The following is a 25,829-nucleotide window of genomic DNA, read 5'->3' as shown; positions in this document are numbered from 1 at the left end:
GTCCCGCATGCGCTTCGTCGCGGTGGACTGGGGCACGAGCCGCATTCGGGCGCTCCTGGTGGAGAACGGGCGCGTCCTCGCCCGCTCCGAATCCGATGAGGGCGTGTCACGGCTGAAGCCGGGCCAGCATGAAGCGATCTTCGCCCGCCACTGCGGCGCCTGGCTCGCGGCCGAGCCCGACCTGCCGGTCGTGCTCGTCGGCATGGCCGGGAGCCGCGAAGGCTGGGCGCCCGCGCCCTATGCCGAGTGCCCGGCCGGACCGGACCGGATCGCGGCGGCGCTCACCCGTATCGACCTCGGGGCCGGCCGGGAGGCGGCCATCGTGCCGGGGCTGCTCTGCCTGCGGAACGGACAGGCTGACGTCATGCGCGGCGAGGAGACCCATCTTGTCGGAGCGGAGGTCCCGGACGGGCTCGTCTGCCTGCCGGGCACGCATTGCAAATGGGCGCTGATGCGGAATGGCGAGGTCGTCTCCTTCGCGACCTTCCTGACCGGTGAGCTCTATGCGCTGTTGCGCGAGCATTCGATGGTCGGTCGCCCGGCGACCGAGCCTGCCGACCCGGCGGGGTTTGCCGAAGGCCTCGCCGCCTCATCGCTCCGCGGCGGAGGCGGAGGCGGTCTCCTGCACGAGCTCTTCGCCGCACGCGCCGCGACGCTCACCGGCCGGCTCGGCCCCGAGCGGCTCGGCCCTTACCTGTCCGGCCTCCTCACGGGCGAGGAGATCGCCGGCGCCTTCCGTCTCTTCGGCCGACCGGACCGGGTCGCGATCGTGGCCGACCCGCCCCGCGCCGAGCTCTACCGCGAGGCGCTCGCGGCCGAGGGCATCGCGGCCGAGACGCGCGGTCAGGAGGACACGCTGCTGGCCGGGCTTGCGGTCATCCTGGCGCGCTCGGAAGGCTGACCCCCTGTCGAGTCGGGCCGGTGAGCAGGCCCTCTCCGCTCCGGGAGAGGTTCTGGCCCTGCCTGCCGGTCGGGCACGGGCCGTTCTTCCAGGTCCGGGGTCGGTCAGATGGCGCGCATGGATGGTCCGCAGCCTTGGTCCGCTCCGTCCGGCCCGCTAGGATGGGTCAATGACGGAGGTCCCGCCCGACCACGCGCAGCTCGTTGCGCTGTTCGACTTCTACGTCGCGACCGGGATCGACCTGGCGCTGGACGAGGCGCCGCACGACCGCTTTGCTGAATCGACGCAGACGGCGCAGTCGCTCGACTCAGCTAGGTCGCTTGAGCAGCTGACTCTTAACCAGCGGGTCCGCGCGGAACCGCTCCGCGCAAGAGACGAAGGTTCCCAGCCGGCGACCCGTGCCCTCCCCCTCGCCGCGACCGCGCCGCCAGACGAGGTGGCGGAGAACGCGCGGCTGCGGGCACGCGAAGCCGGCTCGCTCGCCGAGCTCGAGGCCATGGTCGCCGCCTTCGACGGCTGCGCGCTTAAGCGGACCGCCAAGCAGCTCGCCTTCGCGGACGGCAATCCCGAGGCCGACATCATGCTGGTCGGCGAGGCGCCCGGCGCCGAGGAGGATCGGGCCGGCAGGCCCTTCGTGGGGCGGGCGGGCCAGCTCCTCGACCGCATGCTCGCCTCCATCGGCCTCGACAGGAGCCGGGTCTATATCGCCAACGTCGTGCCCTGGCGGCCGCCGGGCAACCGCACGCCGACGCCGCAGGAGGTCGCGATCTGCCTGCCTTTCACCCTGCGGCAGATCGAGCTCTGCGCGCCGCGCTTCCTCGTGACGCTCGGGGCGCCCGCCACCCAGACCCTTCTCGGGCTGAAGGAGGGGATCAAGCGGACGCGCGGGCGCTGGGTGGAGTATCCCGGCCTCGTCCGTCCGGCGCGGGCCCTCCCCATGCTGCATCCGGCCTATCTTCTACGCCAGCCGATCGACAAGCGGCTCGCCTGGCGCGACCTGCGCCTGCTCCGCCGCGCCCTGGACGAGGAACCGCCCCGGCCAAGCTCGACTTGATAGCGCATTCGCGCTGGTCTTTATCGGTGCGGCCAGGGTTCAGGAACGCGCGATGCGCTGGGAAGACTTTCGCACCTCCGAGTATGTCGAGGACCGCCGCGGCCAGGGTGGAGGGGGCGGCTTCGGCATCCCGATGGGCGGGGGCGGCGGGCTCGGGATCGGCACCGTGATCGTGCTCGGCCTGGTCGGCTGGGCGCTCGGCATCGATCCGCGCATCCTGATCGGCGGGGCCGAGATGGTGACCCGCGGCGGCGGGTCCGGCTACGAGCGGCAGGCGCCGCCCTCCCCGAGCCGGACCGGCGCGCCGAGCGACGAGGTCGGGCGCTTCGCGGCCGCTATCCTCGGCAACACGGAGGATGTCTGGAAGGAGGTCCTGCCGGCGCAGGTCAACCGGCCCTATACGCCGACGCCGCTGGTCCTCTACACGCGGGGCACCCGCTCCGGTTGCGGCGCGGCACAGTCGGCGATGGGCCCGTTCTACTGCCCGCTCGACCGCAAGGTCTATCTGGACACCTCGTTCTTCCAGGAAATGCAGCGCCGGTTCAATGCCGGCGGCGACTTCGCCTATGCCTACGTGATCGCGCACGAGGTGGGGCACCACATCCAGAACATCCTCGGCATTCTGCCCAAGGTGCAGGCGCGCCAGCGCGAGGTCGGCGAGCGCGAATCGAACCAGCTTTCAGTCCGGGTCGAGTTGATGGCCGACTGTCTCGCAGGTGTCTGGGCCAAGAACTCGAACGCGAAATGGAACGCGATCGACGAGAACGACATGCGCGAGGCCGTCAACGCCGCCCAGGCCATCGGCGACGACCGCCTGCAGGGACGGCGCGGCGGCGAGGTGATGCCCGATAGCTTCACGCACGGCTCCTCGGCGCAGCGCGTCCGCTGGCTGCTCACCGGGTTCAAGAGCGGCCAAGTACAGAGCTGCGACACGTTCAGGGCAAGCCGGCTGTGAGCCAGGCGAAGGAGCCGCGGGCCTTCATTCCGCTCTCGATCGCGGTCCTGACCATCTCGGACACGCGCACATTCGCGGACGATCGCTCGGGCGACACTCTGGTCCAGCGCTTGACGGATGCCGGCCACCGGCTCGCCGATCGCGCGCTCGTGCCCGACGACGTCGAGGTAATCCGCGCGAAGGTGCGAAGCTGGATCGCGGATTCCGGCGTGGATGTCGTGATCACGACCGGCGGCACGGGCTTCACCGGCCGGGACCTCACGCCCGAGGCGCTCGAGCCGCTGTTCGAGAAGCGCATGGAGGGCTTCTCGGTGGTCTTCCACCAGATCTCTTTCGCCAAGATCGGTGTCTCGACGATCCAGTCGCGGGCGACGGCCGGCGTCGCGGGCGCGACCTATATCTTCTGCCTGCCCGGGTCCCCTGGGGCGTGCCGGGACGCCTGGGACGGGATCCTCGCCTCGCAGCTCGACTACCGGCACAGGCCCTGCAACTTCGTCGAGATCATGCCGCGGCTGGACGAGCACCTGCGGCGCAAGAAGAGCTGAGAGGTGACCCGGCAGAACCGCGTCCTTCCCACCAGCGAGATCGTCGCGCTTCCCTTCCGCGGCGCCTGGATGGGCAACCGCGGCATCCTGCACGACGAGGAGGGCCGGCTCGGACGGGCCCGCTGGCGGCACCCGCACTGGATCATCTGCCGGCTGGAGTTCAGAGGCCGGCACCGCCCGGTCATGGCGCCGCGCCGCTACACCGAACTCTTCTTCTTCGACGAGGCGGTGGCACTCGCGGCCGGGCACCGGCCCTGCGCCGAATGCCGGCGCGGCGCCTTCGAGGCGTACCGCTCCGCCTGGGCACGTGCCCAGGGTGGAAAGCCGCCCTCGGCCGCCGCCATGGATGCTGTGCTCCATTCCGCCCGGACCGACCTCCGGACCCGCGATCCGGCGACCTTCGCGGCCGCGCTCGGCGAGCTTCCGGACGGCGTGTTCGTCCGGACCGGCCCGGGTGAGGCTGCACTGCTGTCGGACGGCCGCCTCCACCCCTATCTGGGCGAGGGCTACGGCCCTCCCCGCATGGCCGGCACCCGGACGGCTGTCGAGGTGCTGACGCCGGCTCCGACCGTCGCCGCTTTGCGCGCCGGCTACCAGGCGGAGGTGCGGCTTCCCACCTGAGCCGAAGGAGGATCTTCCTCGCATCCTTGATTTGTTCTTGCTTTGTTCTTATCTGGACTGGAGCATCGTCACGATTCGGGAGGGCCTCGATGGCCATGGTCCGTCTCAGAAGAGCCCACCGCGACGCGACACGGTCGGGCCCCGTGATCCCGGTACCGCCCGATGTCGAGCGCCGCCGGCCGGAGCTGCGGACCTACGCCACCGTCGAGGCGGAACGCCGGCGCGGACGCGGTACCAACGCCAATCCGGACGGGCGCTACGAGCCGATCCAGCGCGAGGCAGCCTTCGACGGCTGGGACCTCGTCGAGGAGCCCACGTCCATCCGGACGGAGGTGACGGTCGAGAAGCCGCGCACGATCATCGCGCGAAACGACTCCCCCGACATCTCCTTCGACCGCTCGATCAATCCGTATCGCGGGTGCGAGCACGGTTGCGTCTACTGCTTCGCGCGGCCGAGCCACGCCTATCAGGGTCTCTCGCCGGGTCTCGATTTCGAGACCAGGCTCTTCGCCAAGCCCAACGCGGCGGAGCTCCTTCGCCGCGAGCTCGCGGCGCCCGGCTACAGGGTCGACACGATGGCGCTCGGGACGAACACCGATCCGTACCAGCCCATCGAAAAACAGTACCGGATCACCCGCTCGATCCTCGAAGTGCTGTCGGAAACGGACCACCCGGTCGGCATCGTGACGAAATCGGCCCTGGTCGCGCGCGACATCGACATCCTGGCCCCGATGGCGGCGCGCGGGCTCGCCAAGGTCGCGATCTCGGTCACCACGCTCGATCCGAAGCTCGCCCGCCGCATGGAGCCTCGCGCCGCGACGCCCCAGAAGCGTCTCGCCACGATCAGGACGCTGGCCGAGGCCGGCATCCCGGTGAGCGTGCTCGTCGCGCCCGTGATCCCGGCGCTGAACGACCACGAGATCGAATCGATCCTCCAGGCCTGCTGGGCGGCCGGCGCGCGCGAGGCCGGCTACGTGCTCCTGCGGCTGCCGCACGAGCTCAAGGGCCTCGTCCGCGACTGGCTCGCCGAGAACTATCCGGACCGCATGAAGCACGTACTCTCGCTCGTGGAAGGCACGCGGGACGGCAAGCTCTACGACGCGACATGGGGCCAGCGGCAGACGGGGGTCGGCCCCTATGCCTGGATGATCGGGCGGCGCTTCGAGAAGGCGTCCGAGCGGTTCGGCTTCAATCGCGTCCGGCGCGAGCTCCGCACGGATCTGTTCCGCAAGCCCGCGAAGGAGACGGCGCAGCTCGCGCTGTTCTGACGCGAGCCGGATCTGGGGAATGTCCCCGCCTGGGGCGTGACAGCGGCGGCGGTTGAGGCTCCTCTTTCGCGAAGCCGAATCGCCGTCCGACATGCCGCCCGCCCCTCTCAAGCTCACGCGCGAACGCAAGCTGAAACGCTGCGGCCACGGCGCCATCGCGGGCGTGGACGAGGTGGGCCGCGGGCCGCTCGCCGGGCCGGTCGTGGCGGCAGCCGTCGTGCTCGACCTGAGGCGCGTGCCGGCGGGGCTCGCCGATTCGAAGGCGCTCGACCGGGACCGCCGCGAGGAGCTCTTCCTGGAGATCCTGGCGACGGCGGAGGTCGGGATCGGGTCGCTCTCGGCCGCCGAGATCGACCGCATCAACATCCGCCAGGCGACGCTCGTCGATGTGCCGGGCGCTCGAGGCCCTGCCCTGCCGGCCCGACATAGCGCTCGTCGACGGGAACGACCCGCCGAAGCTGCCCTGCCCTGTGGAGACGATCGTGAAGGGCGACGCCCACGTGCCCTCGATCGCGGCGGCCTCCATCGTGGCCAAGGTCGTGCGCGACCGCATGATGCGGCGGCTCGGCGAGACCTATCCGGCCTACGGCTTCGGCCAGAATGCCGGCTACTCCACGGGAGCGCATCTGTCCGCCCTGTCCGAGAGCGGGCCCTGCGGCTTCCACCGCCGCTCCTTTGCGCCAGTCCGGGCCGCGGGAGACCTCCTCCAGGGACTTTGACAGGCGCGAAAAGACGAGCCGAATCAACGGGGTAGGCAAAAATTGCAGCCCCAAAACGAGACGCGGCCCGCTCCGTGGCGAAACCTGGCCTTTACCCTGCCCGGGCATAAACGCAGCGTCAGTTGCGTAATCGGTGTTGGCCATGGGTACCCAGCGTACCGGGGCCGTCGGCGCCGCCTCCCGGAAACAGGTCTCGCGTACCGGGCAGGCCGCTCCGACGCCCCGGAGGGGGTGCGTCGCCCCTCGGCTCGACGATGTCCTCGTCGGCGATTGTCTCCAGATCCTGCGGGATATTCCGTCGGAAAGCGTCGACCTCGTCTTCGCCGACCCGCCCTACAATCTCCAGCTCGAGAACGCGCTGATCCGGCCGGACCAGTCGCTCGTCGACGCCGTCGACGACCACTGGGACAAGTTCGCGAGCTTCGCCGAATACGACGCCTTCACGCGCGCCTGGCTCGGCGAGTGCCGCCGGATCATGAAGCCGAACGCGACGCTCTGGGTCATCGGCTCCTACCACAACATCTTCCGGGTCGGAGCGGCGCTGCAGGATCTCGGCTACTGGATCCTGAACGACGTGGTCTGGCGCAAGGCGAACCCGATGCCGAACTTCCGCGGCCGCCGCTTCACCAATGCGCACGAGACCTTGATCTGGGCCGCCAAGGACGCGCGGGCGAAATCATACACCTTCCATTACGAGGCGCTGAAGGCCGGCAACGACGACCTGCAGATGCGCTCGGACTGGCTCTTTCCCCTTTGCACGGGCGAGGAGCGCCTGAAGGATTCCTCGGGCCGGAAGACCCACCCGACGCAGAAGCCCGAGGCGCTCCTCGCCCGCATCCTGCTCGCGGCCTCGAGCCCCGGCGACGTCGTGCTCGATCCATTCTTCGGCACGGGCACGACCGGCGCGGTGGCCCGGAAGCTCGGCCGGCGGTTCGTCGGGATCGAGCGCGAGGAGGTCTATGCCGAGGCGGCGCGGCGCCGGATCGAGCGCGTGCGCCCGCTCGACCAGGCGGCGGTCGCAGCGCCCCCGGCGAAGCGTGCCGAGCCCCGCATCCCGTTCCTGTCCCTGATCGAATCGGGCCGCGTCCAGGCGGGCGAGACGCTCGTCTGTGGCGCGGGCCGGCGCTCGGCGCTCGTTCGCGCGGACGGGACGCTGAAGGCGGGGCCCGCGATTGGCTCCATCCACAAGATCGGCGCGCTCGTCCAGGGCCTGCCGGCCTGTAACGGCTGGACCTTCTGGCACGTCGAGCGGAACGGCAGCCGCATCGTGCTCGACACGCTGCGCTCGGAACTCCGCGCCGGGCTCGTCTAGGGCCGAATTTCGCCGACAAGCTTGACCATTGCACGATTGCAGGGTTGTTGGCGAAGCGCGTCGCTCCTGCGCATGCGGCAAGGTTTTCCGAGAGGTTCCCCAGAATGGCTACAGAAGCTCCGTCCAGCACCAGCGAACTCGTGAGGCTCACCGCTGAACTCGTGTCGGCCTATGTCGGCAACAATGCCGTCACGCAGAGCGATCTACCGCAGCTCATCGCATCCGTGCACGGGAGCCTGAGCGGACTTGGAAGCCAATCGCAGCCGCTGCAGACGGAACGTCCTGTGCCGCCGGTCCCGATCAAGAAATCCATCACGCCCGATTACATCATCAGCCTGGAGGACGGCCGTCGCTACAAGTCGCTGAAGCGCCATCTCGCCGGCCGCGGCCTCACGCCGGAGCAGTATCGGCGCAAGTGGGGCCTCTCCGGCGACTACCCGATGGTCGCGCCGAACTACGCCAAGCAGCGTTCCGAACTCGCCAAGGCCGCCGGCCTTGGCCGCAAGCGCGAGAGCGTCCCCGCGCAGGCTGCGAACGGCCGCCGCCGCGCCGGCCGCTGACGCGGGCGGGACGACATCGGACGGAAACAGAGCAGCCGCAAAGGACCGGGCCGGCGTCCGCGATCTGGCGCCCCCAACCTCCGAAGAAGCGAGCCGTGTCGAACCTGCGTCCGAGCGTCACCGATCTTGCGAGCTACGCGGTCGGGGCGGTGCTCTATCTCTGGCTGATCTTTCTCGGCTTCACGCATTAGGCCGTCCGGCCTCACGCGGCGCGGGGGACCAGCTCGGCAAGCGGGCGAATCGGGGCGTGGCCGTAGCTCCCGGAGAGCGCGGCCGCGTGATACGTGTCCAGGCTCTCGCGAAGGCGGGCCAGCGCGGCGTCGCTGCGGTCGAACTGGTAGGCCGATATCGCCCGCGTGAGCGCCAGGTCGGCCGTTCCGAGCTCGGGCGAATACCCGGTCTTCAGCTTCAGCACCGTGATCTCGTGGATGTGCAGCCGCAGCGCCGAGGCCAGCAGCGGCTGCAGCACGGGACAGACTGCAGCCCGCTCCAGGAAGGCATCCATCAGCTCGAGATGGGTCCGAAGATCGCGCAAATGAACTCGCTCCCGATCGCCCGGGAGAGTGTCGCCCCGGATGGTTGCCGGAGCCTTAAGAAGTGACCGCCGAGCGCGCGGCTTCCTCGGCGTTCAGGCGCGGGACGCCGCTCAACCTCTCCGGCGCGCCGCCTTGGGCCGCTCCGGCAGGGCTTCGCCGAGAGCGAGCGCGAGTACCTTCTTCATCAGGTTGGGCAGGGGCTCGTCCGCAAGGCCGGCGCGGGAGGTCCAGCGCATGCCCTCCGGGGCCGGCGCGTCGGCCGCCGCGCGCCCGACCAGCACCGCGAGCTCCAACGGGAAATGCGTGAAGACGTGGCGCACGACTCCCGGGGCGCGCCGCCAGCGCGCCTCGAACGGCGCGTCCAGGACCGCCTTCGCGGAATCGTAGTCGCCGCGCCACTCGCTCGTCGGCACCTCGGCCATCCCGCCAAGCAGTCCCTTCGGCGGGCGGGTGCGCAGGAGGATGGCACCGTCGGGCTTCACGGCCACGAAGGCCGCCCCGCGCCGGAGCAGCCCCTCCCGCTTGGGCGCCTTAACGGGATAGTTCTCCTGCAGGCCGGCCTGTCTCGCCCGGCATGGCCCGAGCCAGGGGCAGAGCGCGCAGGCGGGCCGCTTCGGCGTGCAGATGGTCGCGCCGAGATCCATCAGCGCCTGCGCGAAATCGCCCTCCACCCGATGGAGCCGCGACACGACGCGCTCGACATTGCCGTCGACGGCCGCCGCGGGGCGCCCGAAGGCGATCGCCGCGATCGCGGCCGCCGTGTAGGGCCCGATTCCCGGCAAGGCGCGCAGCCCCTCCTCCGTATCCGGGAAGCGCCCGCCATGCTGCGCGACCACGGCCCGGGCGCAGGCATGGAGGTTACGGGCGCGCGAATAATAGCCGAGCCCGGCCCAGGCGCTCATCACCGCCTCGCTCGAAGCGGAGGCGAGCGCCTCGACGGTCGGGAAACGGTCGAGGAAGGCCGCGAAGTAGGGCCGCACCGCCGCGATCGTCGTCTGCTGCAGCATGATCTCGGACAGCCAGACCCGGTACGGCTCTGCCGTCTCGCCGGGCCGCGCGCGCCAGGGCAGGTCACGCCGGTGCCGGTCGTACCAAGCGAGCAGATCGGCCGCGCTCGGCTTGGCCTCCCGGCCCGCCGCGGCTAGGACCGGAGCGGGGTCGGAACGGGCCGCCACGGGAGCTTCAGCCATCCGCCGCTTCGCATGCACGGCCCTCATGGGCGCGCGCCTCCGGGCCGGAGCGGGCTGATGCGGATCGCGCTCCTCACCCTGGAGGGAGTGGCCGCCTCCCGCGCGGTGCGCCGCTTCATCGCGGCCGATCCCGGACGCCTGGCGCTCGTCGGCCTCTCCGATCCGTTCCGGCGCGAGGCGGGCGGCGCGCTCGGGCAGACCCTGAAGCGGCTCGGCCATTCGGGACCGCGGATCATTCCCTACCTGTTCCTCAATTTCTCGGCCCCCCGGATCGCGGGAGCCATCCTCCCGCGCACCCGCCCCGGCGAGGTGGACCGCACCCCGATCCCGCGTCTCTGCCGCGAGCTCGGCGTCCCCGTCGCCGACGTGCCGGACGTGAACGCTCCCGCCTTCCGGACACGCCTCGCCGAGAGCGGCGCCGAGCTGATTCTGACCTTCCACTTCGACCAGATTCTCCGGGCGGAGACCATCGGCAGCGTGGCCGCGGGGGGGATCAACGTGCATCCCGGCCTCCTCCCGAAGCATCGCGGCCCAGTGCCGACGATCCACGCGCTCCTCGACGACCCGGTCGAGCTCGGCGTCTCCATCCACCGGCTCGCGCCGAGGATCGACGCCGGCGCCCTGCTCGCGCAGGTACCGATGCCGGACGAGCCGGGCCTGACCGCTCTAGAAGCGGCCGCGCGCCTGCACGAGGCGGCGCTCCCCGAGCTGGAGCGGGTGCTGGCGACCGTCGCGGCCGGAGGCGCGGCCGAAACGCCGCTTCCCACCCTCCCCTATCGGGGCTTCCCGACCTCTGCCGAGATGCGTCGGCTGGCTGCGAAGGGCCGGCGCGCGGCGGGCTGGCGCGACCTCGCGGCGGCGCTGCGGCTGCGTGCCTGACTTGCGGCCCGGCCACGGAGCCGCCACCCTCTCCCCTCATCCGGCATTCCCCATGAAGCGCGCCGCCCCCCTTGCCGAGTTCCTGGAGACCTGCCTCGCGCCGACAGTCGCGAAGCAGGGCTTTTCGGGTACGGACGTCGTCGTGTCCTGGCCCGAGATCGTCGGCGAGCGGCTCGCGGCCTATTCGCAGCCGGTCAAGGTCGAGTGGCCGCGCCGCGCGAACCCCGACGCGCCGGCCGATCCGTCCACTCTCGTCGTGCGCGTCGAGAGCGCCTTCGCGCTCGAGCTGCAGCATCTGGCGCCCGTGATCATCGAGCGGGTGAATGCCTTCTACGGCTGGCGCTGCGTCGGCCGGCTCGTGCTGAAACAGGGCCCGGTGGTGCGCCCCGCCCGCCCGGAGCCGCTCCCGGAGCCGGGCCCGGCCGAGCGCGCCCGGGCGGTCGAAGCAGCCAGCGAGGTGGCGGACGAGGGCCTGCGCGGCGCCCTCGAGCGGCTCGGCTCGGCGGTGCTTGCGGCGGAGCGTCGCTACCGCGGTGGCACCGGGAGCCCGCCCGTGCCACATTCGTCCTGATATATCCCGTTCCCGAATCTGGAGATCTCACATGCTGTCACGGCGCGAGGCGCTGGGCACGCTCGGTTCTGCCCTCGGCGCGGCCGCCCTGCTGCGCTCCGTCCCGGCATCGGCGCAGGACGTTCCCGCCGCCGAGCTCGCGGTGCCGGGTCCTCTCGGCGACGTGTGGCAGGGGCCGGAGGACGCGAAGGTCACGGTCATCGAATACGCCTCGCTGACCTGCTCGCATTGCGCCCATTTCCACAAGACGACCTATCCGGAGCTGAAGAAGCGGTACCTGGAGGGCGGGCAGGTGCGGTTCACGCTGCGCGAGTTCCCGCTCGATCCGCTTGCGACCGCCGGTTTCATGCTGGCCCGCGCGGATGGGAGCGCGCGATACTACCCGATCACCGACATGCTGTTCGAGACGCAGCAGAGCTGGGCGTTTGCGAGCAAGCCGCTCGACGCGCTCGCGCAGACGATGCGCCAGGCCGGCTTTTCACAGGAAAAGTTCGAGACGACCTTGCGCGACCAGAAGCTGTATGACGCGGTGAATGCGGTGAGGAACCGGGCGGCGGACAAGTTCAAGGTGGATTCGACGCCGACCTTCTTCGTGAACGGCCAGCGCATCAAGGGCGCAGCCTCGATTGACGAGCTCGAGAAGATCATCAAGCCGATCCTCGGCGCCTGATCTCCCGCGCACCGGCCCACGGGCCGGGCGGCGGAGCCTCGCCTCACCATGAAGCTGACGCGGCTCCGCATCGTCGGCTTCAAGACCTTCGTCGAGCCGACGGAGGTCCTGATCGAGCCGGGCTTGACGGGGGTCGTCGGGCCCAACGGCTGCGGCAAGTCCAACCTCGTCGAGGCCCTGCGCTGGGTCATGGGCGAGAGCTCGCACAAGAACATGCGGGCGGCGGGGATGGACGACGTGATCTTCGCCGGGTCCGGCACTCGCGCCGCCCGCAACACGGCCGAGGTGCTGCTGGCGATCGACAACACCGATCGCGCCGCGCCCGCCGCCTTCAACGACACCGATGCCCTGGAGGTCTCGCGCCGGATCGAGCGCGAGCAGGGATCGAGCTACCATGTCAACGGCCGCGAGGTGCGGGCGCGGGACGTCCAGCTCCTTTTCGCCGACGCCGCAAGCGGCGCCCGCTCGCCCGCGCTCGTCCGCCAGGGACAGATCAGCGAGCTGATCAACGCCAAGCCGCAGGCGCGCCGCCGCATCCTGGAGGATGCGGCCGGGATCGCCGGCCTCCATGCGCGCCGGCACGAGGCCGAGCTGCGGCTCAAACACGCCGACGAGAACCTCCTGCGCGTCGAGGACGTGCTGCGCGAGATCGACGCCCAGGCCGAGGGTCTGCGCCGCCAAGGCCGGCAGGCGCAGCGCTACCGGACGCTCTCGGCCGAGATCCGCCGGCTCGAGGCGCGGCTGCAGGCGGTCGCCTGGCGGAGCGCCGAGCGCGACGCGCTCGCGGCCGAGGCCGAGGCCCGCGCGGACCTGAACGCCGTCGCGGAGGCGACCGCGACGCAGGCAGAGGCCGCGAAGCGGCAGGCAGTCGCCGCGCACGAGCTGCAGCCGCTCCGCGAGGCCGAGGCCGCGGCCGCCGCCGCCCTCCGCCGCCTCTCCGGCGCACGCCATGAGCTCGAGCACGAGGAACGCCGCGCCAAGGAGAAGCTCGCCGATCTGGAGCGCCGCATCCGCGAGATCGAGGCGGATATCGCCCGGCAGGCAGGCGTGCAGCACGATGCGGCGGCGACGATCGCCCGACTCGGCGCGGAGGCGGCCGAGATCGCCCGCGCGGCGGAGGATGCCGGGAGCCGGCGCGAGGCGCTGGCGGCGCGCCAGGCCGAAGCCGAGGCAATGCTGGCCGAGGCGGAGGCGCGCCTCGCCGCAGCGCAGGCCGAAGCCGCCGATCTCACGGCGCGGCGCCAGGCGCTGGAGGCGGCGCGCCGGGATGGGCTCGACCGCGCGGCGCGCGCGGCGCGGCAGCGCGAGGAGGTCGAGCGCGACCTCGCGCGGCTCGGCTCAGGTCCCGACGGCCCCTCGCTCGACGATCTCCGGGCGGCGCTCGCAGGCGCTGAAGCCGCGCTCCGCGAGGCCGAGGAGGCCGCGGCCTCCGCCCGGGCCGGGCTGGCGCCAGCGCGCGAGGAGGAGGCGCGGCGCCGCGCCGCCGCCAACGAGGCCGATCGCAGCGCCGGCCGGGTCGAGACCGAGCTGCGCACGCTCGCGAAGCTCTTCGCGCCGAGCTCGGGCCGCTGGCCTTCGCTCCTCGACCGCGTGACGGCCGAGCCGGGTTTCGAGACCGCGCTCGCGGCCGCGCTCGGCGACGATCTCGAAGCCTCGCCGGATCCGGCCGCCCCGGTCCATTGGACCGAGAGTGGCGATGGGGCGGGGGATCCCGACCTGCCGGACGGTGTGCCGGCGCTCGCCGCCCGGGTATCGGCCCCCGCCGCGATGGCGCGACGGCTGCGACAGATCGGCATCGTGGCCCGCGAGGACGGAGCCCGGCTCGCGCCCTGGCTGCGGCCTGGCCAGCGGCTCGTCTCACCGGAGGGCGATCTCTGGCGCTGGGACGGGCTCACGGCCGCGGCGGAAGCGCCCTCGGCGGCCGCGCGCCGGCTCGCCGAGAAGAACCGGCTTGCGGACCTGGAGCGGTCCGCCCAGACGGCGCGCGCGGCCGCGGATGCGCAGAAGGTTGAACTCGCGGCGGCGAGCGCGCGCTTGCAGGAGCTCGTCGCCGGGGAAGCCGCCGCGCTCGACCGCGCCCGGCGCGCCCGGGCGGGCTTCGATGCGGCGCGCGACGCGCTCGCCCGGGCCGAGAAGCGCGACCTGGAGGCAGCCGCGCGCCGTTCGGCGCTCGACGAGGCTCTGGCGCGGATCGATGCGGCGGTCGAGGAGGCGGCGGCCCAGTTCGCTGAGGCCGAGGCCCGGCTCGCCGCGCTGCCCGAGTCCCGAGAGGCCGAGACGCGGTTGCTGGAGGCGCGCGCCGCGGCCGCAGAGGCGCGCGCCGCGGCGGCGGATGCGCGGGCGGCGCTTGGCGCACTGACGCGCGAGGCGGAGCTCACGGCGAAGCGTCGCACCGCGCTTGCGGCCGACATCAAGCTCTGGACGGAGCGGGCCGAGCGCGCCGGCCATGCCGCAACCGAGCTTGCCGGGCGGCTCTCCTCCTCACAGGCGGAGCATGCCGAACTCGCCTCCGCGCCCGACACGTTCCTGATGCGGCGCCGCGCGCTCACTTCAGAGATCCAGGCCGCGGAGGCGCGCCGCAGCGAGGCGGCGGACCGGCTCGCACGGGCGGAGACCTCGCTCGCAGAGGCCGACCGCGCAGCACGGGCCGCGCTCGATACCCTCTCCGCCGCCCGCGAGCGCCGCGCCGCTTCCGAGGTGCGGGCTCAGGCCGCGGCCGCCCGCCTCGCCGAGCTGACCCGGCTCATCGTGGAGGCCTTCGAGATGGATCCGGCGGGGCTCATGCAGCTCGCCGAGCTCGCGGAGGGCGATGCCGGGGCCGACCTGCCGGCTGTCGAGGCCCGCCTCGCCACGCTAAAGGCCGACCGCGAGCGGCTTGGCGGCATCAACCTGCGGGCCGAGGAGGAACTCGCCGAGACGGAGGGGAAGCGCAGCCAGCTCGCGGCGGAGCGCGACGACCTCGTCGAAGCGATCCGGCGCCTGCGCGGCGCGATCGGGACCCTCAACCGCGAAGGCCGCGAGCGGCTCGTCGCGGCCTTCGGCACCGTCAATGCCCATTTCGGCCGGCTCTTCACGAGGCTCTTCGGCGGGGGCGAGGCCGAACTGACGCTGATCGATTCGGACGATCCGCTGGAAGCGGGCCTCGAGATCCTCGCGCGCCCGCCCGGCAAGAAGCCGGCCTCGCTCTCGCTGCTCTCCGGGGGCGAGCAGGCGCTCACCGCAACCGCCCTCATCTTCGCGGTGTTCCTGACAAATCCCTCGCCCATCTGCGTGCTGGACGAGGTCGACGCGCCACTCGACGACGCCAATGTCGAGCGCTATTGTGACCTCCTGCGCGAGATGGCGAGCGAGACCGAGACGCGATTCCTCGTCATCACGCATAACCCGATCACGATGGCCAGGATGGACCGGCTCTTCGGGGTGACGATGGCCGAGCGCGGCGTCTCACAGCTCGTCTCGGTCGATCTCGGGGTCGCCGAGCAGCTTCGCGAGGCGAGCTGACGAGCGCGCGGCACCAGCTAGACCAACGCGTCCAGCGGCCGTCCGGCCGATTGTGCCGGCAGCCGGCCCGCGGCAACCCGCCCCGGCCACCGCATCAGACAGGAGATAAATTCATAATCGTTTTCAGATACTTAGGACATGCGGCCACATTCTTGACACCCCTTGGACCCGCCACTATGGTGCACGCCGACCTCGGGGGGTGTCCGGCCGCTCCGCTTCTGCTTTCGCGAGTTTCGCCACGATGAGCGGCAACGGCGCGCGGGACGGGCGCGATGAGACGTCCGGTTCAGCCGCCGACGGGGATCTGTCCGGGAGGCTCGAGCGTCTCGGGGCACAGCTCGATGCGAAGCGGCCATCCGCGGAGCATGGCAGCAGCCCCGGCGGACAGCAATCGGGACAATCCTCCGCGATAGGTCTTGCTTTTCGGCTTTCGGCAGAGTTTGTAGCCGGGGTCTTGGCGGGCGGCATTCTCGGCTGGCTGGTCGACCGTTTGGTCGGAACCGCGCCGTGGGGCCTTATCGTCTGCCTGATCCTGGGTTTCGCTGCCGGCATGCTGAACCTGCTCCGGGCAACCGGTGCGGTGAAGCCTGTCAGGCCGAACGGACGATGAGGCGCGGCCCGGCGGCCGCGACAGCCTTGAGGTGCGAGAGTAGCGACGGACCATGGCGAGCCCGATCGAGCAATTCGAAATTAAGCCCATCATCCCCGCTCTTGGCTTCACCAATTCGTCGCTGTTCATGGTGGGCGGGGTCGCCCTGATCGTCGGGGGGCTGCTCTACGCCACGCGCAACCGCTCCGTGGTGCCGGACCGCTTCCAGGCCGGCGCCGAGATCCTGCACGATTTCGTGGCCGGCACCCTGACGGATGCCGCCGGACGCGACGGGATGAAGTTCTTCCCGTTCGTCTTCTCGCTGTTCATGTTCGTGCTGACCCTGAACCTGGTCGGGCTGATCCCGGGCTTCTTCACGGTCACGAGCCACATCATCGTCACCTTCGCGCTCGCCGCGCTCGTGATCGGGACCGTCATCGTCTACGGCCTGATGCGGCACGGCACGCATTTCCTCGGGCTCTTCGTCCCGTCGGGCGTTCCCGTCTGGCTCCTGCCCTTCATCGTGGTCATCGAGATCATCTCCTTCATCTCGCGCCCGATCAGCCTCAGCCTCCGTCTCTTCGCCAACATGCTGGCGGGCCATATCGCGCTCAAGGTGTTCGGCGGCTTCGTGGTGGCGCTGGGCGGGGCCGGAGCGCTCGCGGTGCTTGCGCCGCTGCCGCTGCTCATGGCCGTCGCGCTCACGGCGCTGGAGTTCCTGGTCGCGGGACTCCAGGCCTACGTCTTCACCGTTCTCACCTGCATCTACCTCAACGATGCAATCCACCCCGGCCACTAGGGTCCCGACCCGAAGCCGGTTTCCTTCACCGCCCTGACCGAGCCTACGCTCAACGGAGTTTTCCATGGATCCAGTCGCCTTCAAGTTCCTCGGTGCCGGCCTCGCCTGCATCGGGATGGGCCTCGCCGCGATGGGCGTCGGCAACATCTTCGGCAACTTCCTGTCCGGCGCGCTCCGCAATCCCTCGGCCGCCGACGGGCAGTTCGCCCGGGCGTTCATCGGCGCTGCCCTGGCCGAAGGTCTCGGGATCTTCTGCCTCGTCGTCGCCCTGGTTCTCCTCTTCACCTGACGCCGGGACCGGTTCAGGGCGGGTACCGGACGCCGCCTCGCCGCGGCGTCCTCATTTTCGAGTAGAGGCAGCTCAAGCCAGATGGCCCAGACAGGCACAACCGCGGGAACGGTGCACGAGGCCGCCCATGGAAGCGGCGAGTTCCCGCCGTTCAACACGGCGACCTATCCGGGCCAGCTCGTCTGGCTCGCACTGACCTTCGGGTTCCTCTACTTCATGATGGCGCGGATCATCGTTCCGCGCCTCTCCGGCATCATCGGCGACCGCCGCCGCCGCATCGCGACGGATCTCGAACAGGCCGCCGAGATGCGCTCCCGCGCCGAGGAGGCCGGGCGCGCCTACGAGCAGGCGCTCGCGGAAGCCCGCGCCAAGGCGCAGGCCATCGCGCAGGAGACCCGCACGGCGCTTGCCACCGAGAGCGAGGTGCGCCGCAAAGCGCTGGAGGCCGACCTCGCCCAGAAGCTCGCCCAGGCCGAGGCGGTGATCCAGGCCCGGACCGAGAGCGCCATGGCGAATGTGCGCGAGGTCGCGACGGAGGCGGCGAGCGCCATCGTCGAGCGGCTGACCGGCCGCGCGCCGGACAGCGCCGCCATCGAATCCGCCTACGACCGCGTCGCCCGGAGCTGAGGTCCGACGATGTTCAGCAATGCCACGTTCTGGGTCGGCGTCGCCTTCGTCATCTTCATGGCGCTGGCCTGGCGCATGGGTGCGTTCCGGCAGATCGCCGAAGGCCTCGACAGCCGCGGCCGGCGGGTGCGAGCGGAGCTTGAGGAGGCGCAGCGCCTGCGCGCCGAGGCCGACGCGTTGCTCGCCGAGTACAAGCGCCGGCGCGAGGAAGCCGAGCGCGAGGCGCAGGATATCGTGAACGCCGCCCGCGAGGATGCCGAGCGCGTTGCCCGCGAGACGCAGGAGCGCATGGCCGAGTTCGTCCGCCGCCGGACGGCAGCCGCGGAAGCGAAGATCGCGCAGGCGGAGGCGAGCGCGGCCCAGCAGGTCCGGGCCGCCGCCGCCGAGGCTGCTGTCCGCATCTCCGAAGCCGTGCTGAGTGAGCAGATGCGTGGCGGCGCCGGCGAGGACCTGCTCGTCCGCAGCCTCTCCGAGGTCCGGGGCAAGCTGCATTCGTGAGCGCCCGAGGCGCATCGCCTCGCCTGCATCTCGGAACAATCAAGGCCGGCCTCAGGAGCCGGCCTTATCTTTTCCCGGGGCCTATTCCGCCTGCTGGGCCGGGATCGGCGCGGGTGGCGTCCAGCGCAGCACCGGCTGGCGTGCCGCGCGCGTCTCGTCGAGGCGGCGTCGCGGGGCGAGATAGGGCGCGCCGGTGAACCGCTCCGCCTCGCCGCGCCTGGCGGCCATGGCAAGATCGCGCAGGGTCGCGACGAAGAGGTCGAGCGAGGCCTTAGATTCGGACTCGGTCGGCTCGACCAGCATCGCCCCGTGCACGACGAGCGGGAAATACATCGTCATCGGATGGTAGCCCTCGTCGATCATCGCCTTGGCGAAATCGAGGGTGGTGACGCCCGTCTCCTTAAGCCAGGAATCGTCGAACAGCACCTCGTGCATGCAGGGCTTGTCGCCGAACGGCAGCGACATCAGGTCGGAGAGGCAGGCGCGAACGTAGTTGGCGTTCAGCACCGCATCCTCGGAGGCCTGCCGCATCCCGTCGGAGCCGTGCGACAGCATGTAGGCGAGCGCACGCACGAACATCCCCATCTGCCCGTGGAAGGCCGTGATGCGGCCGACCGCGTCGGGGCTCCCGGCGTCCTCGACCAGCCGGAAGCCGTCGCCCTCACGCCGCACGAACGGCACCGGCGCGAAGGCGGCGAGCCGCTCGGACAGGACCACCGGACCGGCGCCCGGGCCCCCTCCGCCGTGGGGGGTGGAAAAGGTCTTGTGCAGGTTGATGTGCATGGCGTCGACGCCGAGATCGCCCGGCCGCGCCTTGCCGACGATCGCGTTGAAGTTGGCGCCGTCGCAATAGAAGTAGCCCCCGGCCGCGTGGATCACCTCGGCGATCTCGGCCGCGCGCGGCTCGAACAGCCCGCAGGTATTCGGATTCGTCAGCATGATGGCCGCGACATCCGGCCCGAGCAGCGGCTTCACGTCGGCGAGATGCACCCAGCCGTCCTCGCGCGCGGGCACGGGCTTCACCTTGAAGCCGAGGAGCGCCGCGGTGGCCGGGTTCGTGCCATGAGCCGAATCGGGCACGAGCACGGTGGTGCGCGTCTCTCCCTCTCCCCTCGCTGCGATCGCGGCCTTGATGGCCATCATGCCGAGGAGCTCGCCATGCGCGCCCGCCTTCGGCTGGAGCGCGACCGCCGGCATGCCGGTGAGCGTGGTCAGATAGCGCGCGAGCTCGCTCATCAGCTCGAGTGCGCCCTGCACGGTCGAGACGGGCTGGAGCGGGTGGATGTCGGCAAAGCCCGGCAGCCGCGCCATCCGCTCGTTCAGCCGCGCATTGTGCTTCATCGTGCATGAGCCGAGCGGAAACAGCCCCGTATCGATGCCGTAATTCGCCTGGCTGAGCCGCACGAAGTGCCGCATCGTCTCCGGCTCGGAGAGGCCGGGCAGGCCGATCGGCGCTTTGCGTTCCAACCCGCCGAGGCGGAGTTCGAAGGGTTCCGGCTCCTCGATGTCAACGCCGGTGACTTCCGGCCGGCCGATCTCAAACAGGAGCGGCTCCTCCTGGGCGAGGGCGCGGTTCCCCGTGAAGGTCCGGCGCGTGCCGGGAGCAGCGGCCGCGGGCCCGGCGGCGCTGGCGGGCGGGCGCTCGCTTCCCGCTGCGCCCGCGACGGCGGGCTCGTCGGCGAGCGGGGTGATCGAGGTGGGGCGGCCCTGGCGGTTCAGCATGATCCACAATCCGAATCGGCGAGCGCGACGTGTTCGCCTCGCCGCCTCTGCCAGATACCTTTAGCGAATGCGGATCCGGCGCTCAGCGCGGCGCGATGTGATTGACTCGCGTCTCCACGTCCTCGAGCCGGCCCGTGAAGGTAGCCATCATGTAGGTCATGCCGCGGAGGGTGCGCTTCACCTCGAGCATGTCCGTTTCCAGCTTTTCGAAGCGATGGTTCACCAGCTCGAAGCGGCGTTCTACGTCCGACCGGAACGCTCCGAGCTCGGCCCGGATCTGCCGGAGCAGTTCGAGGGTCAGATCTGACGGATCGTCGGCCATATGAGTGGAAATCCCGTCCGATTGAGAGCGCCGCCATCAAAGCACATCCCGCAGGGCCTGGACCAGCGCGGCCCGGTCATCGTCCCTGTTCACCTCCGTCGAGGCTACGAGCAGGAGGTCGTCGAGTTCCCGGCCGGGCAGCAGCCGGGAGACCGGGACGCCGGCCAGCACTCCTCGCCCGGCCAGGGTCTCGACGACGCCAGCCGCCGGTTTGGGCAGCCGGACCGTGAACTCGTTGAAGAAGTTCCCGTTCAGCACCTCCAGGCCCGGCACCGCGGCCAGCAGGTCCGCGAGCTTCACCGCAGCGGCGTGGTTCGCGCGGGCGAGACGCCTCAGTCCCGCCTCCCCGAGCAGCGTCATGTGGATCGTGAAGGCAAGGCAGCAAAGCCCTGAATTCGTGCAGATATTCGAGGTCGCCTTATCGCGCCGGATATGCTGCTCGCGGGTCGAGAGTGTCAGCACGAAGCCGCGCCGGCCCTCCGCATCGACGGTTTCCCCGCAGAGCCGGCCCGGCATCTGCCGGACGTATTTCTGCCGCGTCGCAAAGAGCCCGACATAGGGCCCCCCGAAGGAGAGCGCGTTCCCGATCGACTGCCCCTCGCCGACGACGATGTCCGCCCCCATCACGCCGGGCGATTCGACGAGGCCGAGCGAGACGGCCTCCGTGAAGACCGCGATCAGCAGCGCGCCCTTGGCATGCGCCGCCTCGGCGACCGGCCGCAAGTCGCGCAGGTTGCCGAAAACGTCCGGGCTCTGGACGACGACGCAGGACACGCCGCTGTCGATGGCGGCCAGAATGTCCTCGGTCGCGCTCACATCCGGCGGCAGCGAGACGACCTCGTCCCCCGCCATGCCGGAGACCGTGCGGACCACCTCGGCGTAGTGCGGATGCAGCCCGCCCGAGAGCACCGCCTTGCGGCGACGCGTGACCCGGTGCGCCATCAGCACCGCCTCAGCCGTGCCCGTTGAGCCGTCATACATGGAAGCATTGGCCACCTCCATGCCGGTAAGCGCGGCGACCTGCGTCTGGAACTCGAACAGGTATTGCAGCGTGCCCTGCGCGATCTCGGGCTGGTAGGGCGTGTAGCTGGTCAGGAATTCCGAGCGTTGGATCAGGTGGTCGACGGTCGCCGGCACGTGGTGCTTGTAGGCGCCGGCGCCGACGAAGAAGGGTACTGCGGAGGCCGGCACGTTGCGGGCCGCCATGCGGGATAGGATGCGCTCGACTTCCAGTTCGCCCTTGTGGCGCGGGAGATCAGGCGGCGCGGTGACACGCCTCTCGGCCGGGATGTCGGCGAAGAGGGCGTCGATGTCGGGCACGCCGATGCGGGCCAGCATCGCCTCTCGATCGGCAGGTGTCAGGGGCAGATAGCGCATCAGGCAGGCTCGGCTTCCGCATGGGCGAGGCCCGCCACCGTCACCTCGGCGAGGATCGAGTTCGCGATGTAGCACTCGGCATGGGCTTGATGGTGGAGCTTGGCGATCTCGGCCTGGCTCGGCTGCCTCTCGCCGGAGAACGCGACGAGCGGGTTCAGCCCGACCTTCGAGACGTAGAGCTTGGCACGCGCGTTCCGGCTCATCGTGGCGACCGCCTCGTCGCGGTAGCTGTCGACGACGAAGCCTTCCTTCGCGGCGAAGGCGAGGAAGAAGAGCATGTGGCAGCTCGAGACGGCGGCGCAGAGCGCCTCCTCCGGATCCACCGCATCGGCGCGCGAAAGAGGCAGCGGGACGGAGCTCGGCGCGGAGGAGGCCGGCACCTCCACACCGCCGTCGAAGATCCAGCGGTGGGAACGGCCGTATTTCCCGTCCGTGAAGACGGCGCCGTCGCGTCGCCAGTCGACAACCGCCCGGTATTCGTGCGCCATCAGCCCGGACCTCAGCTGATCGACGAGACGTATTCGGCGTATTGCGCCTCGGTCATCAGGCCGTCGAGCTCGGCCGGATCCTTCAGCCTGAGCTTCACGAACCAACCGCGGCCCGCCGCGTCCTCGTTCACGGTGCCGGGGGCGCTCTCCAGCTCGCCATTGACGGCCACGACCTCGCCGGAGACCGGGGCAAAGACCTCGCTCGCGGCCTTGACGCTCTCGACCACGGCCGCCTCCTGGCCCTTGGCCAGCGTCTTTCCGACCTCCGGCAGCTCGACGAAGACGACGTCCCCGAGCTGCGCCTGGGCGTAGTCGGTGATGCCGATCGTCCCCGTATCGCCCTCGACGCTGATGTATTCGTGGTCGCGCGTGTAGCGGATCGTCATGGCAGAACCTCAGCGGCGGTAGCGGTGGGGGACGAAGGGAAGCTTCACGATCTCGGCCGGGACGCGCCTGTCACGAACCATGACCGCGACGCGCGTGCCGGGGACGGCGAACTCGGGAACGACATAGCCCATGGCGACCGGTCCGCCGACGGTCGGGCCGAAGCCGCCGGAGGTCACCTTGCCGATGAGCTCGCCCGAAAGGTCCAGGATCTCGGCATGTTCGCGGGCCGGCGCGCGGCCTTCGACCCGGATGCCGACGCGGCGCCGCAGCGGCCCCTGCGCGATCTCCTCGGCGATGCGGATATGGCCTGGAAAGCCGCCTTCCTCGCGCCGGCGCCGCTGGATGGACCAGGCGAGCCCGGCCTCGACCGGCGAGGTCTCCTGGTTGATGTCATGGCCATAGAGCGGAAGGCCGGCCTCGAGCCTGAGCGAATCACGGGCGCCGAGCCCGACGGGCTTCACGGCCGGCGAGCGGGCGAGCAGCGCCCAGAGCTCCTCCGCGCGCTGCGCTGGGACCGAGATCTCGAACCCGTCCTCGCCCGTATAGCCGGACCGGCTGGCATAGGCCGGGATTCCCGCGAGATCGAGGGGCGCGCCGGTCATGAAGGCGAGCGCGGCCGCCTCCGGCGCGATCGCGCCGAGCACCCCGGCCGCTTCCGGCCCCTGCAAGGCGAGGAGCGCCCGATCGTCCTCGCGGCGGAGTTCCACCTCCTCCGGCAGATGGGCCGCGATGTGACGGTAATCGGCCTCCTTGGTCGAGGCATTGACTACGAGGATCAGCTCGCCGCCGCCCGCACCGCGGGCCGGGCGGGCGACCATCAGATCGTCGAGGATGCCGCCCTCCTCGTTGAGGAGCTGCGTGTAGCGCTGCTGCCCGAAGGCGAGCCCGGCGATATCGGCCGGCACGAGAGACTCGAGCGCCGCCGCCACGGAGGCGTGGTCCGGCCCGACGAGTCGCGCCTGGCCCATATGCGAGACGTCGAAGAGGCCCGCATGCTCGCGCGTCCAGACATGCTCGGCGATGATGCCCGTCGGGTACTGCACGGGCATGGCGTAGCCCGCGAAGGGAACCATGCGGGCGCCCGCGTCGCGGTGCAGACGCGCAAGCGGCGTCTCCAGCAGCTCGTCCGGTCGGATGTCGTCGCTCACGCAGGCCCCTCGGATCCGGACACGCAATCTCGAGCCCGCGGCTGCGGACCGGCGATTGCCCCCTCTGTCCAAGGACCTGAGAGATTCCCCTGGGCGCGCCGCCCTCGGGTTACTCCGTCGGTGGGCGGCGCCTTCCGGCGCAGCCGCTTTCCAGAGCGCCAGCTCCCACGCGGTCCTTCGGGCCTGAGCGTTTCCGGGGCGGTTGCGCCTTCGGCGTCGAACCGGCCTTGCGGCCGATTCGAACTCTCCCGCGGGGGATCATCGACCAGGGAAGCTTAAGGAGCGGCGGTGCAGGGTGTCAACGCGGACCGGAGGGCCGAATGTGCCTTGCCCCCGCCCAACTCGCGGCCGAGACGGACGGAATGGAGACGGGAATGATCGATCGCCGGCGCCTGCTCGGCCTGGCTGCCGCCTCGGCATTCGGTGCGGCGGCAGGAGGGCGCGCCCTTGCCGAGAGCGCCGCGAACCAGTGGTTCGCGGTCACGGGCGACGACGGACAGCCGGTCCCGAATCTGCGCGTCCCGGTGGAGCTCGCGGAGGAGATCGAGGATCTTCCCGGCGCGATCTGGGGCGGGCCGGCGAGCGCCGCCATCAAGCTCGTGGAGTTCTACGACTACAACTGCCCCTGGTGCCGGAGCGCGTACGAGCAGGTGAACGTTCTCCTGCGGGACAACCGCGATCTGCGCATCGGGCTGGTCAACAACCCGATCCTGTCGCCGATGTCGGCTCAGGCCGCCAAGGTGGAGCTCGCGCTGCTGAAGCTGAAGGGCGCGACAACGGCGCACAAGCTGACCGACGCCCTCTTCGCCACCCCGGGCCGGATCGACGGCCCCCGCGCGCTGGACTTGGCCGCGAGGTTCGGCGCGGATCGCGCGGAGGTGGAGCGCGTGGCCGACGGTCCGGACGTGAAAGCGATGCTCGGGCGGCAGATGCGGCTCGCCGCCTCGCTCGGGCTCATCGCCACCCCTTCCTACGTGATCGGCGGGGCGGCCGTGCTCGGCTATCCCGGCCCGAGGACGCTCGCGCGCATCGTCGCCGATACGCGGCGATGCGGCACCATCAGCTGCTGAGACCGGACGTCATCAGCTCCGGCCGCGGCGCCCTCGGGGGGCCGCCCCGCGGCCCATGGAGCCCAGCCCGACCTCCACGTCGAACTCTCCCGTCCCGGGCGGCACGACCATGTTGTCCTCCACGACCGCCACGCTCTGCTCGTACTGGCCGGCCGGGATCGAGATCGCGACGCGGCGGGAGCGGCTGACGATCACCTGGTCGCCGCGCTTGATGACGAAGTTCACCGGGGCGTCGAGGCGGCCGCCCGAGCCGCCCGGTCCGAGGAGCGCCCTGACCTGCACGCCGACCTTCATGACGATCGCGCCGTCCTCCCGGCCGATGCATTCGCGCGCGACATTGGCGATGGAGATCTGGTTGCGCACGGCGGCCGTCTCGCCGCCGCCGGAAACGGCCCGGATCGCGGCGCCGCCATCCATCACGGTCACGGGCGGGCAATCGGTCACCTCCAGGGGAGGCGTGGCCTGGGCAGGCGGCACGGTCGCGCCGCCATAGAGCAGGAAGTTCTGGAGCGTGCTCCCGCCTTCGCCCGAGCCGGACGAGGTGGAGCCGCACCCGGCCAAGGCGAGCGGAAGCAGCGCGCAGGCGACCGTGCCGGCGCGGCGAAGGGGAGAAGACGGCATTCCTGACCTCAAGGAAGAGCGTCGAAACCGGGTCCAAAGCCCTCGAGCGACACGGGAATCCCGACGCCTTCCTCCGGCGTCTGGAAGACGATGAAGGTCGCCGTCTTGCCGCTCTTGAGCTGGTTCAGGAGGTTGTCTTCGAGGACCACCTCGGCGACACAGCCCGTGGTCAGGCAGCGCACGAATCCCGCCCGGCCGACATCGGTCTGGTCGATCTTGAGGCCGAGACCCGCCGGCAGGAGGACCCCCAGGGGGGCCACGACGCGCAGCAGACGGCTCTTTGCGTCCGCGGTCTTCAGCATGATGACGAGCAGGGTGACGTTCGGCCGGTCCTCCGCCGCGACGTTCTGGACCAGCGCGCATTGCTCCGCCTTGGCTCCCGCCGGCGTCTCGCAGCGGAGCTGCCAGTCGCCGAAGGTGTTCTTCACCACGCCCTGCGCCGAGGCCGGGGCCGGGGCGACCGCCGCTCCGAGAAGCAGGGCGAAGCAGAGGCCGAGCCCCGCGAGCTTTGCAGATGATGCCATTGCGTGTTCCGCGCAGGCTCGCCGCAGCCCGCGATTGGCCGAACTCGGACCATGGTGGAGGTGCGCCTGTCAAGGTCGCCGGCCGC

Annotated in this window: 28 protein-coding genes, 1 pseudogene and 1 riboswitch; of the genes and pseudogenes, 19 read left to right on the top strand and 10 right to left on the bottom strand. The window is 70.9% G+C overall.

Features of this window, described 5'->3' with window-relative positions; all coding sequences use genetic code 11:
- The first annotated feature begins 7 nt into the window (after positions 1-7).
- The 9 genes and pseudogenes from HJG44_RS11580 (at position 8) to HJG44_RS11540 (ending at position 7,935) form a co-directional block, all read left to right on the top strand.
- The gene (locus tag HJG44_RS11580; protein ID WP_171218522.1) at positions 8-901 is read left to right on the top strand and encodes a 2-dehydro-3-deoxygalactonokinase; all 894 of its coding nucleotides are present in this window, start codon (positions 8-10) and stop codon (positions 899-901) included.
- A 169-nt stretch (positions 902-1,070) separates the two neighbouring features.
- Positions 1,071-1,955 carry a uracil-DNA glycosylase gene (locus HJG44_RS11575; RefSeq protein WP_171218521.1) on the top strand — a complete coding sequence of 295 codons (885 nt, stop codon included), beginning with the start codon at positions 1,071-1,073 and terminating at the stop codon, positions 1,953-1,955.
- A gap of 52 nt (positions 1,956-2,007) precedes the next feature.
- Positions 2,008-2,910, top strand: a complete 903-nt coding sequence (gene ypfJ / locus HJG44_RS11570) for a KPN_02809 family neutral zinc metallopeptidase (RefSeq protein WP_171218520.1) — start codon at positions 2,008-2,010, stop codon at positions 2,908-2,910.
- Positions 2,907-3,455: a molybdenum cofactor biosynthesis protein B gene (moaB, locus tag HJG44_RS11565; protein ID WP_171218519.1), complete on the top strand. Its 549-nt coding sequence runs from the start codon at positions 2,907-2,909 to the stop codon at positions 3,453-3,455. Before ypfJ ends, moaB begins: the two co-directional genes overlap by 4 nt.
- 3 nt (positions 3,456-3,458) lie before the next feature.
- Complete coding sequence (locus HJG44_RS11560) at positions 3,459-4,076, top strand: hypothetical protein (RefSeq protein ID WP_171218518.1); 618 nt, start codon at positions 3,459-3,461, stop codon at positions 4,074-4,076.
- A gap of 89 nt (positions 4,077-4,165) precedes the next feature.
- Positions 4,166-5,344, top strand: coding sequence for a PA0069 family radical SAM protein (locus HJG44_RS11555; RefSeq protein WP_246736188.1), 1,179 nt, complete (start codon positions 4,166-4,168; stop codon positions 5,342-5,344).
- Between the two features lie 91 nt (positions 5,345-5,435).
- A pseudogene (gene rnhB / locus HJG44_RS24400) lies at positions 5,436-6,063 on the top strand (ribonuclease HII).
- A gap of 142 nt (positions 6,064-6,205) precedes the next feature.
- Positions 6,206-7,375, top strand: coding sequence for a site-specific DNA-methyltransferase (locus HJG44_RS11545; RefSeq protein WP_171218517.1), 1,170 nt, complete (start codon positions 6,206-6,208; stop codon positions 7,373-7,375).
- Positions 7,376-7,479: 104 nt separating this feature from the next.
- Positions 7,480-7,935 (top strand): Ros/MucR family transcriptional regulator, encoded by a 456-nt coding sequence (locus HJG44_RS11540; protein WP_171218516.1) that lies wholly within the window; start codon positions 7,480-7,482, stop codon positions 7,933-7,935.
- A 202-nt stretch (positions 7,936-8,137) separates the two neighbouring features.
- On the opposite strand, the gene HJG44_RS11535 is transcribed toward HJG44_RS11540, so the two are convergent.
- Together HJG44_RS11535 and HJG44_RS11530 are read right to left on the bottom strand one after the other, a co-directional pair.
- Positions 8,138-8,470, bottom strand: a complete 333-nt coding sequence (locus HJG44_RS11535; RefSeq protein WP_171218515.1) for a hypothetical protein — start codon at positions 8,468-8,470, stop codon at positions 8,138-8,140.
- Positions 8,471-8,581: 111 nt separating this feature from the next.
- The gene (locus HJG44_RS11530; RefSeq protein ID WP_171218514.1) at positions 8,582-9,661 is read right to left on the bottom strand and encodes an A/G-specific adenine glycosylase; all 1,080 of its coding nucleotides are present in this window, start codon (positions 9,659-9,661) and stop codon (positions 8,582-8,584) included.
- 57 nt (positions 9,662-9,718) lie between these two features.
- Here HJG44_RS11530 and HJG44_RS11525 point away from each other — a divergent pair, with 57 nt between their 5' ends.
- From HJG44_RS11525 to HJG44_RS11485, 9 genes are all read left to right on the top strand, one after another.
- The gene (locus HJG44_RS11525) at positions 9,719-10,540 is read left to right on the top strand and encodes a formyltransferase family protein (protein WP_171218513.1); all 822 of its coding nucleotides are present in this window, start codon (positions 9,719-9,721) and stop codon (positions 10,538-10,540) included.
- A gap of 52 nt (positions 10,541-10,592) precedes the next feature.
- A complete protein-coding gene (locus tag HJG44_RS11520) occupies positions 10,593-11,111 on the top strand; it encodes a DUF721 domain-containing protein (RefSeq protein WP_171218512.1) in 519 nt (172 codons plus the stop codon).
- A 31-nt stretch (positions 11,112-11,142) separates the two neighbouring features.
- The gene (locus tag HJG44_RS11515; protein ID WP_171218511.1) at positions 11,143-11,781 is read left to right on the top strand and encodes a DsbA family protein; all 639 of its coding nucleotides are present in this window, start codon (positions 11,143-11,145) and stop codon (positions 11,779-11,781) included.
- A gap of 48 nt (positions 11,782-11,829) precedes the next feature.
- A complete protein-coding gene (locus tag HJG44_RS11510) occupies positions 11,830-15,282 on the top strand; it encodes a chromosome segregation SMC family protein (RefSeq protein ID WP_171218510.1) in 3,453 nt (1,150 codons plus the stop codon).
- A 241-nt stretch (positions 15,283-15,523) separates the two neighbouring features.
- The gene (locus tag HJG44_RS11505) at positions 15,524-15,892 is read left to right on the top strand and encodes an AtpZ/AtpI family protein (protein WP_171218509.1); all 369 of its coding nucleotides are present in this window, start codon (positions 15,524-15,526) and stop codon (positions 15,890-15,892) included.
- A 52-nt stretch (positions 15,893-15,944) separates the two neighbouring features.
- The gene (locus HJG44_RS11500) at positions 15,945-16,670 is read left to right on the top strand and encodes a F0F1 ATP synthase subunit A (protein WP_171218508.1); all 726 of its coding nucleotides are present in this window, start codon (positions 15,945-15,947) and stop codon (positions 16,668-16,670) included.
- 64 nt (positions 16,671-16,734) lie between these two features.
- A complete protein-coding gene (locus HJG44_RS11495) occupies positions 16,735-16,959 on the top strand; it encodes a F0F1 ATP synthase subunit C (protein WP_009764739.1) in 225 nt (74 codons plus the stop codon).
- Between the two features lie 81 nt (positions 16,960-17,040).
- Positions 17,041-17,586 (top strand): F0F1 ATP synthase subunit B family protein, encoded by a 546-nt coding sequence (locus HJG44_RS11490; RefSeq protein WP_171218507.1) that lies wholly within the window; start codon positions 17,041-17,043, stop codon positions 17,584-17,586.
- 9 nt (positions 17,587-17,595) lie between these two features.
- A complete protein-coding gene (locus HJG44_RS11485) occupies positions 17,596-18,084 on the top strand; it encodes a F0F1 ATP synthase subunit B family protein (RefSeq protein WP_171218506.1) in 489 nt (162 codons plus the stop codon).
- Positions 18,085-18,165: 81 nt separating this feature from the next.
- Here HJG44_RS11485 and gcvPB read toward each other — a convergent pair whose 3' ends face one another.
- From gcvPB to gcvT, 6 genes are all read right to left on the bottom strand, one after another.
- Entirely contained in the window at positions 18,166-19,806 is a 1,641-nt protein-coding gene (gene gcvPB / locus HJG44_RS11480) for an aminomethyl-transferring glycine dehydrogenase subunit GcvPB (RefSeq protein WP_171218505.1), read from the bottom strand.
- Positions 19,807-19,888: 82 nt separating this feature from the next.
- Positions 19,889-20,128 (bottom strand): hypothetical protein, encoded by a 240-nt coding sequence (locus HJG44_RS11475; protein ID WP_171218504.1) that lies wholly within the window; start codon positions 20,126-20,128, stop codon positions 19,889-19,891.
- A gap of 36 nt (positions 20,129-20,164) precedes the next feature.
- Complete coding sequence (gcvPA, locus tag HJG44_RS11470) at positions 20,165-21,505, bottom strand: aminomethyl-transferring glycine dehydrogenase subunit GcvPA (RefSeq protein WP_171218503.1); 1,341 nt, start codon at positions 21,503-21,505, stop codon at positions 20,165-20,167.
- Positions 21,505-21,993 carry an OsmC family protein gene (locus HJG44_RS11465; RefSeq protein WP_171218502.1) on the bottom strand — a complete coding sequence of 163 codons (489 nt, stop codon included), beginning with the start codon at positions 21,991-21,993 and terminating at the stop codon, positions 21,505-21,507. The genes gcvPA and HJG44_RS11465 overlap by 1 nt, the downstream gene beginning before the upstream one ends.
- A gap of 11 nt (positions 21,994-22,004) precedes the next feature.
- Positions 22,005-22,379, bottom strand: a complete 375-nt coding sequence (gcvH, locus tag HJG44_RS11460; protein WP_171218501.1) for a glycine cleavage system protein GcvH — start codon at positions 22,377-22,379, stop codon at positions 22,005-22,007.
- 9 nt (positions 22,380-22,388) lie between these two features.
- A complete protein-coding gene (gcvT, locus tag HJG44_RS11455) occupies positions 22,389-23,528 on the bottom strand; it encodes a glycine cleavage system aminomethyltransferase GcvT (RefSeq protein ID WP_171218500.1) in 1,140 nt (379 codons plus the stop codon).
- A 160-nt stretch (positions 23,529-23,688) separates the two neighbouring features.
- A riboswitch (glycine riboswitch) is annotated at positions 23,689-23,789 on the bottom strand.
- A 59-nt stretch (positions 23,790-23,848) separates the two neighbouring features.
- On the opposite strand from gcvT, the gene HJG44_RS11450 reads away from it, so the two are divergent.
- A complete protein-coding gene (locus HJG44_RS11450) occupies positions 23,849-24,598 on the top strand; it encodes a DsbA family protein (RefSeq protein WP_246736187.1) in 750 nt (249 codons plus the stop codon).
- A gap of 12 nt (positions 24,599-24,610) precedes the next feature.
- Here the strand turns inward: HJG44_RS11450 and HJG44_RS11445 are convergent, their stop codons facing one another.
- Together HJG44_RS11445 and HJG44_RS11440 are read right to left on the bottom strand one after the other, a co-directional pair.
- Positions 24,611-25,219 (bottom strand): hypothetical protein, encoded by a 609-nt coding sequence (locus HJG44_RS11445; protein WP_171218499.1) that lies wholly within the window; start codon positions 25,217-25,219, stop codon positions 24,611-24,613.
- An 8-nt stretch (positions 25,220-25,227) separates the two neighbouring features.
- Positions 25,228-25,743 carry an invasion associated locus B family protein gene (locus HJG44_RS11440; protein WP_171218498.1) on the bottom strand — a complete coding sequence of 172 codons (516 nt, stop codon included), beginning with the start codon at positions 25,741-25,743 and terminating at the stop codon, positions 25,228-25,230.
- Positions 25,744-25,829 lie beyond the last annotated feature (86 nt).

This window comes from Enterovirga aerilata, assembly GCF_013044135.1.
Lineage (GTDB): Bacteria > Pseudomonadota > Alphaproteobacteria > Rhizobiales > Beijerinckiaceae > Enterovirga > Enterovirga aerilata.
Note: the sequence above shows the minus strand (reverse complement) of the source record. Positions and strands in the feature narration are given on the sequence as shown.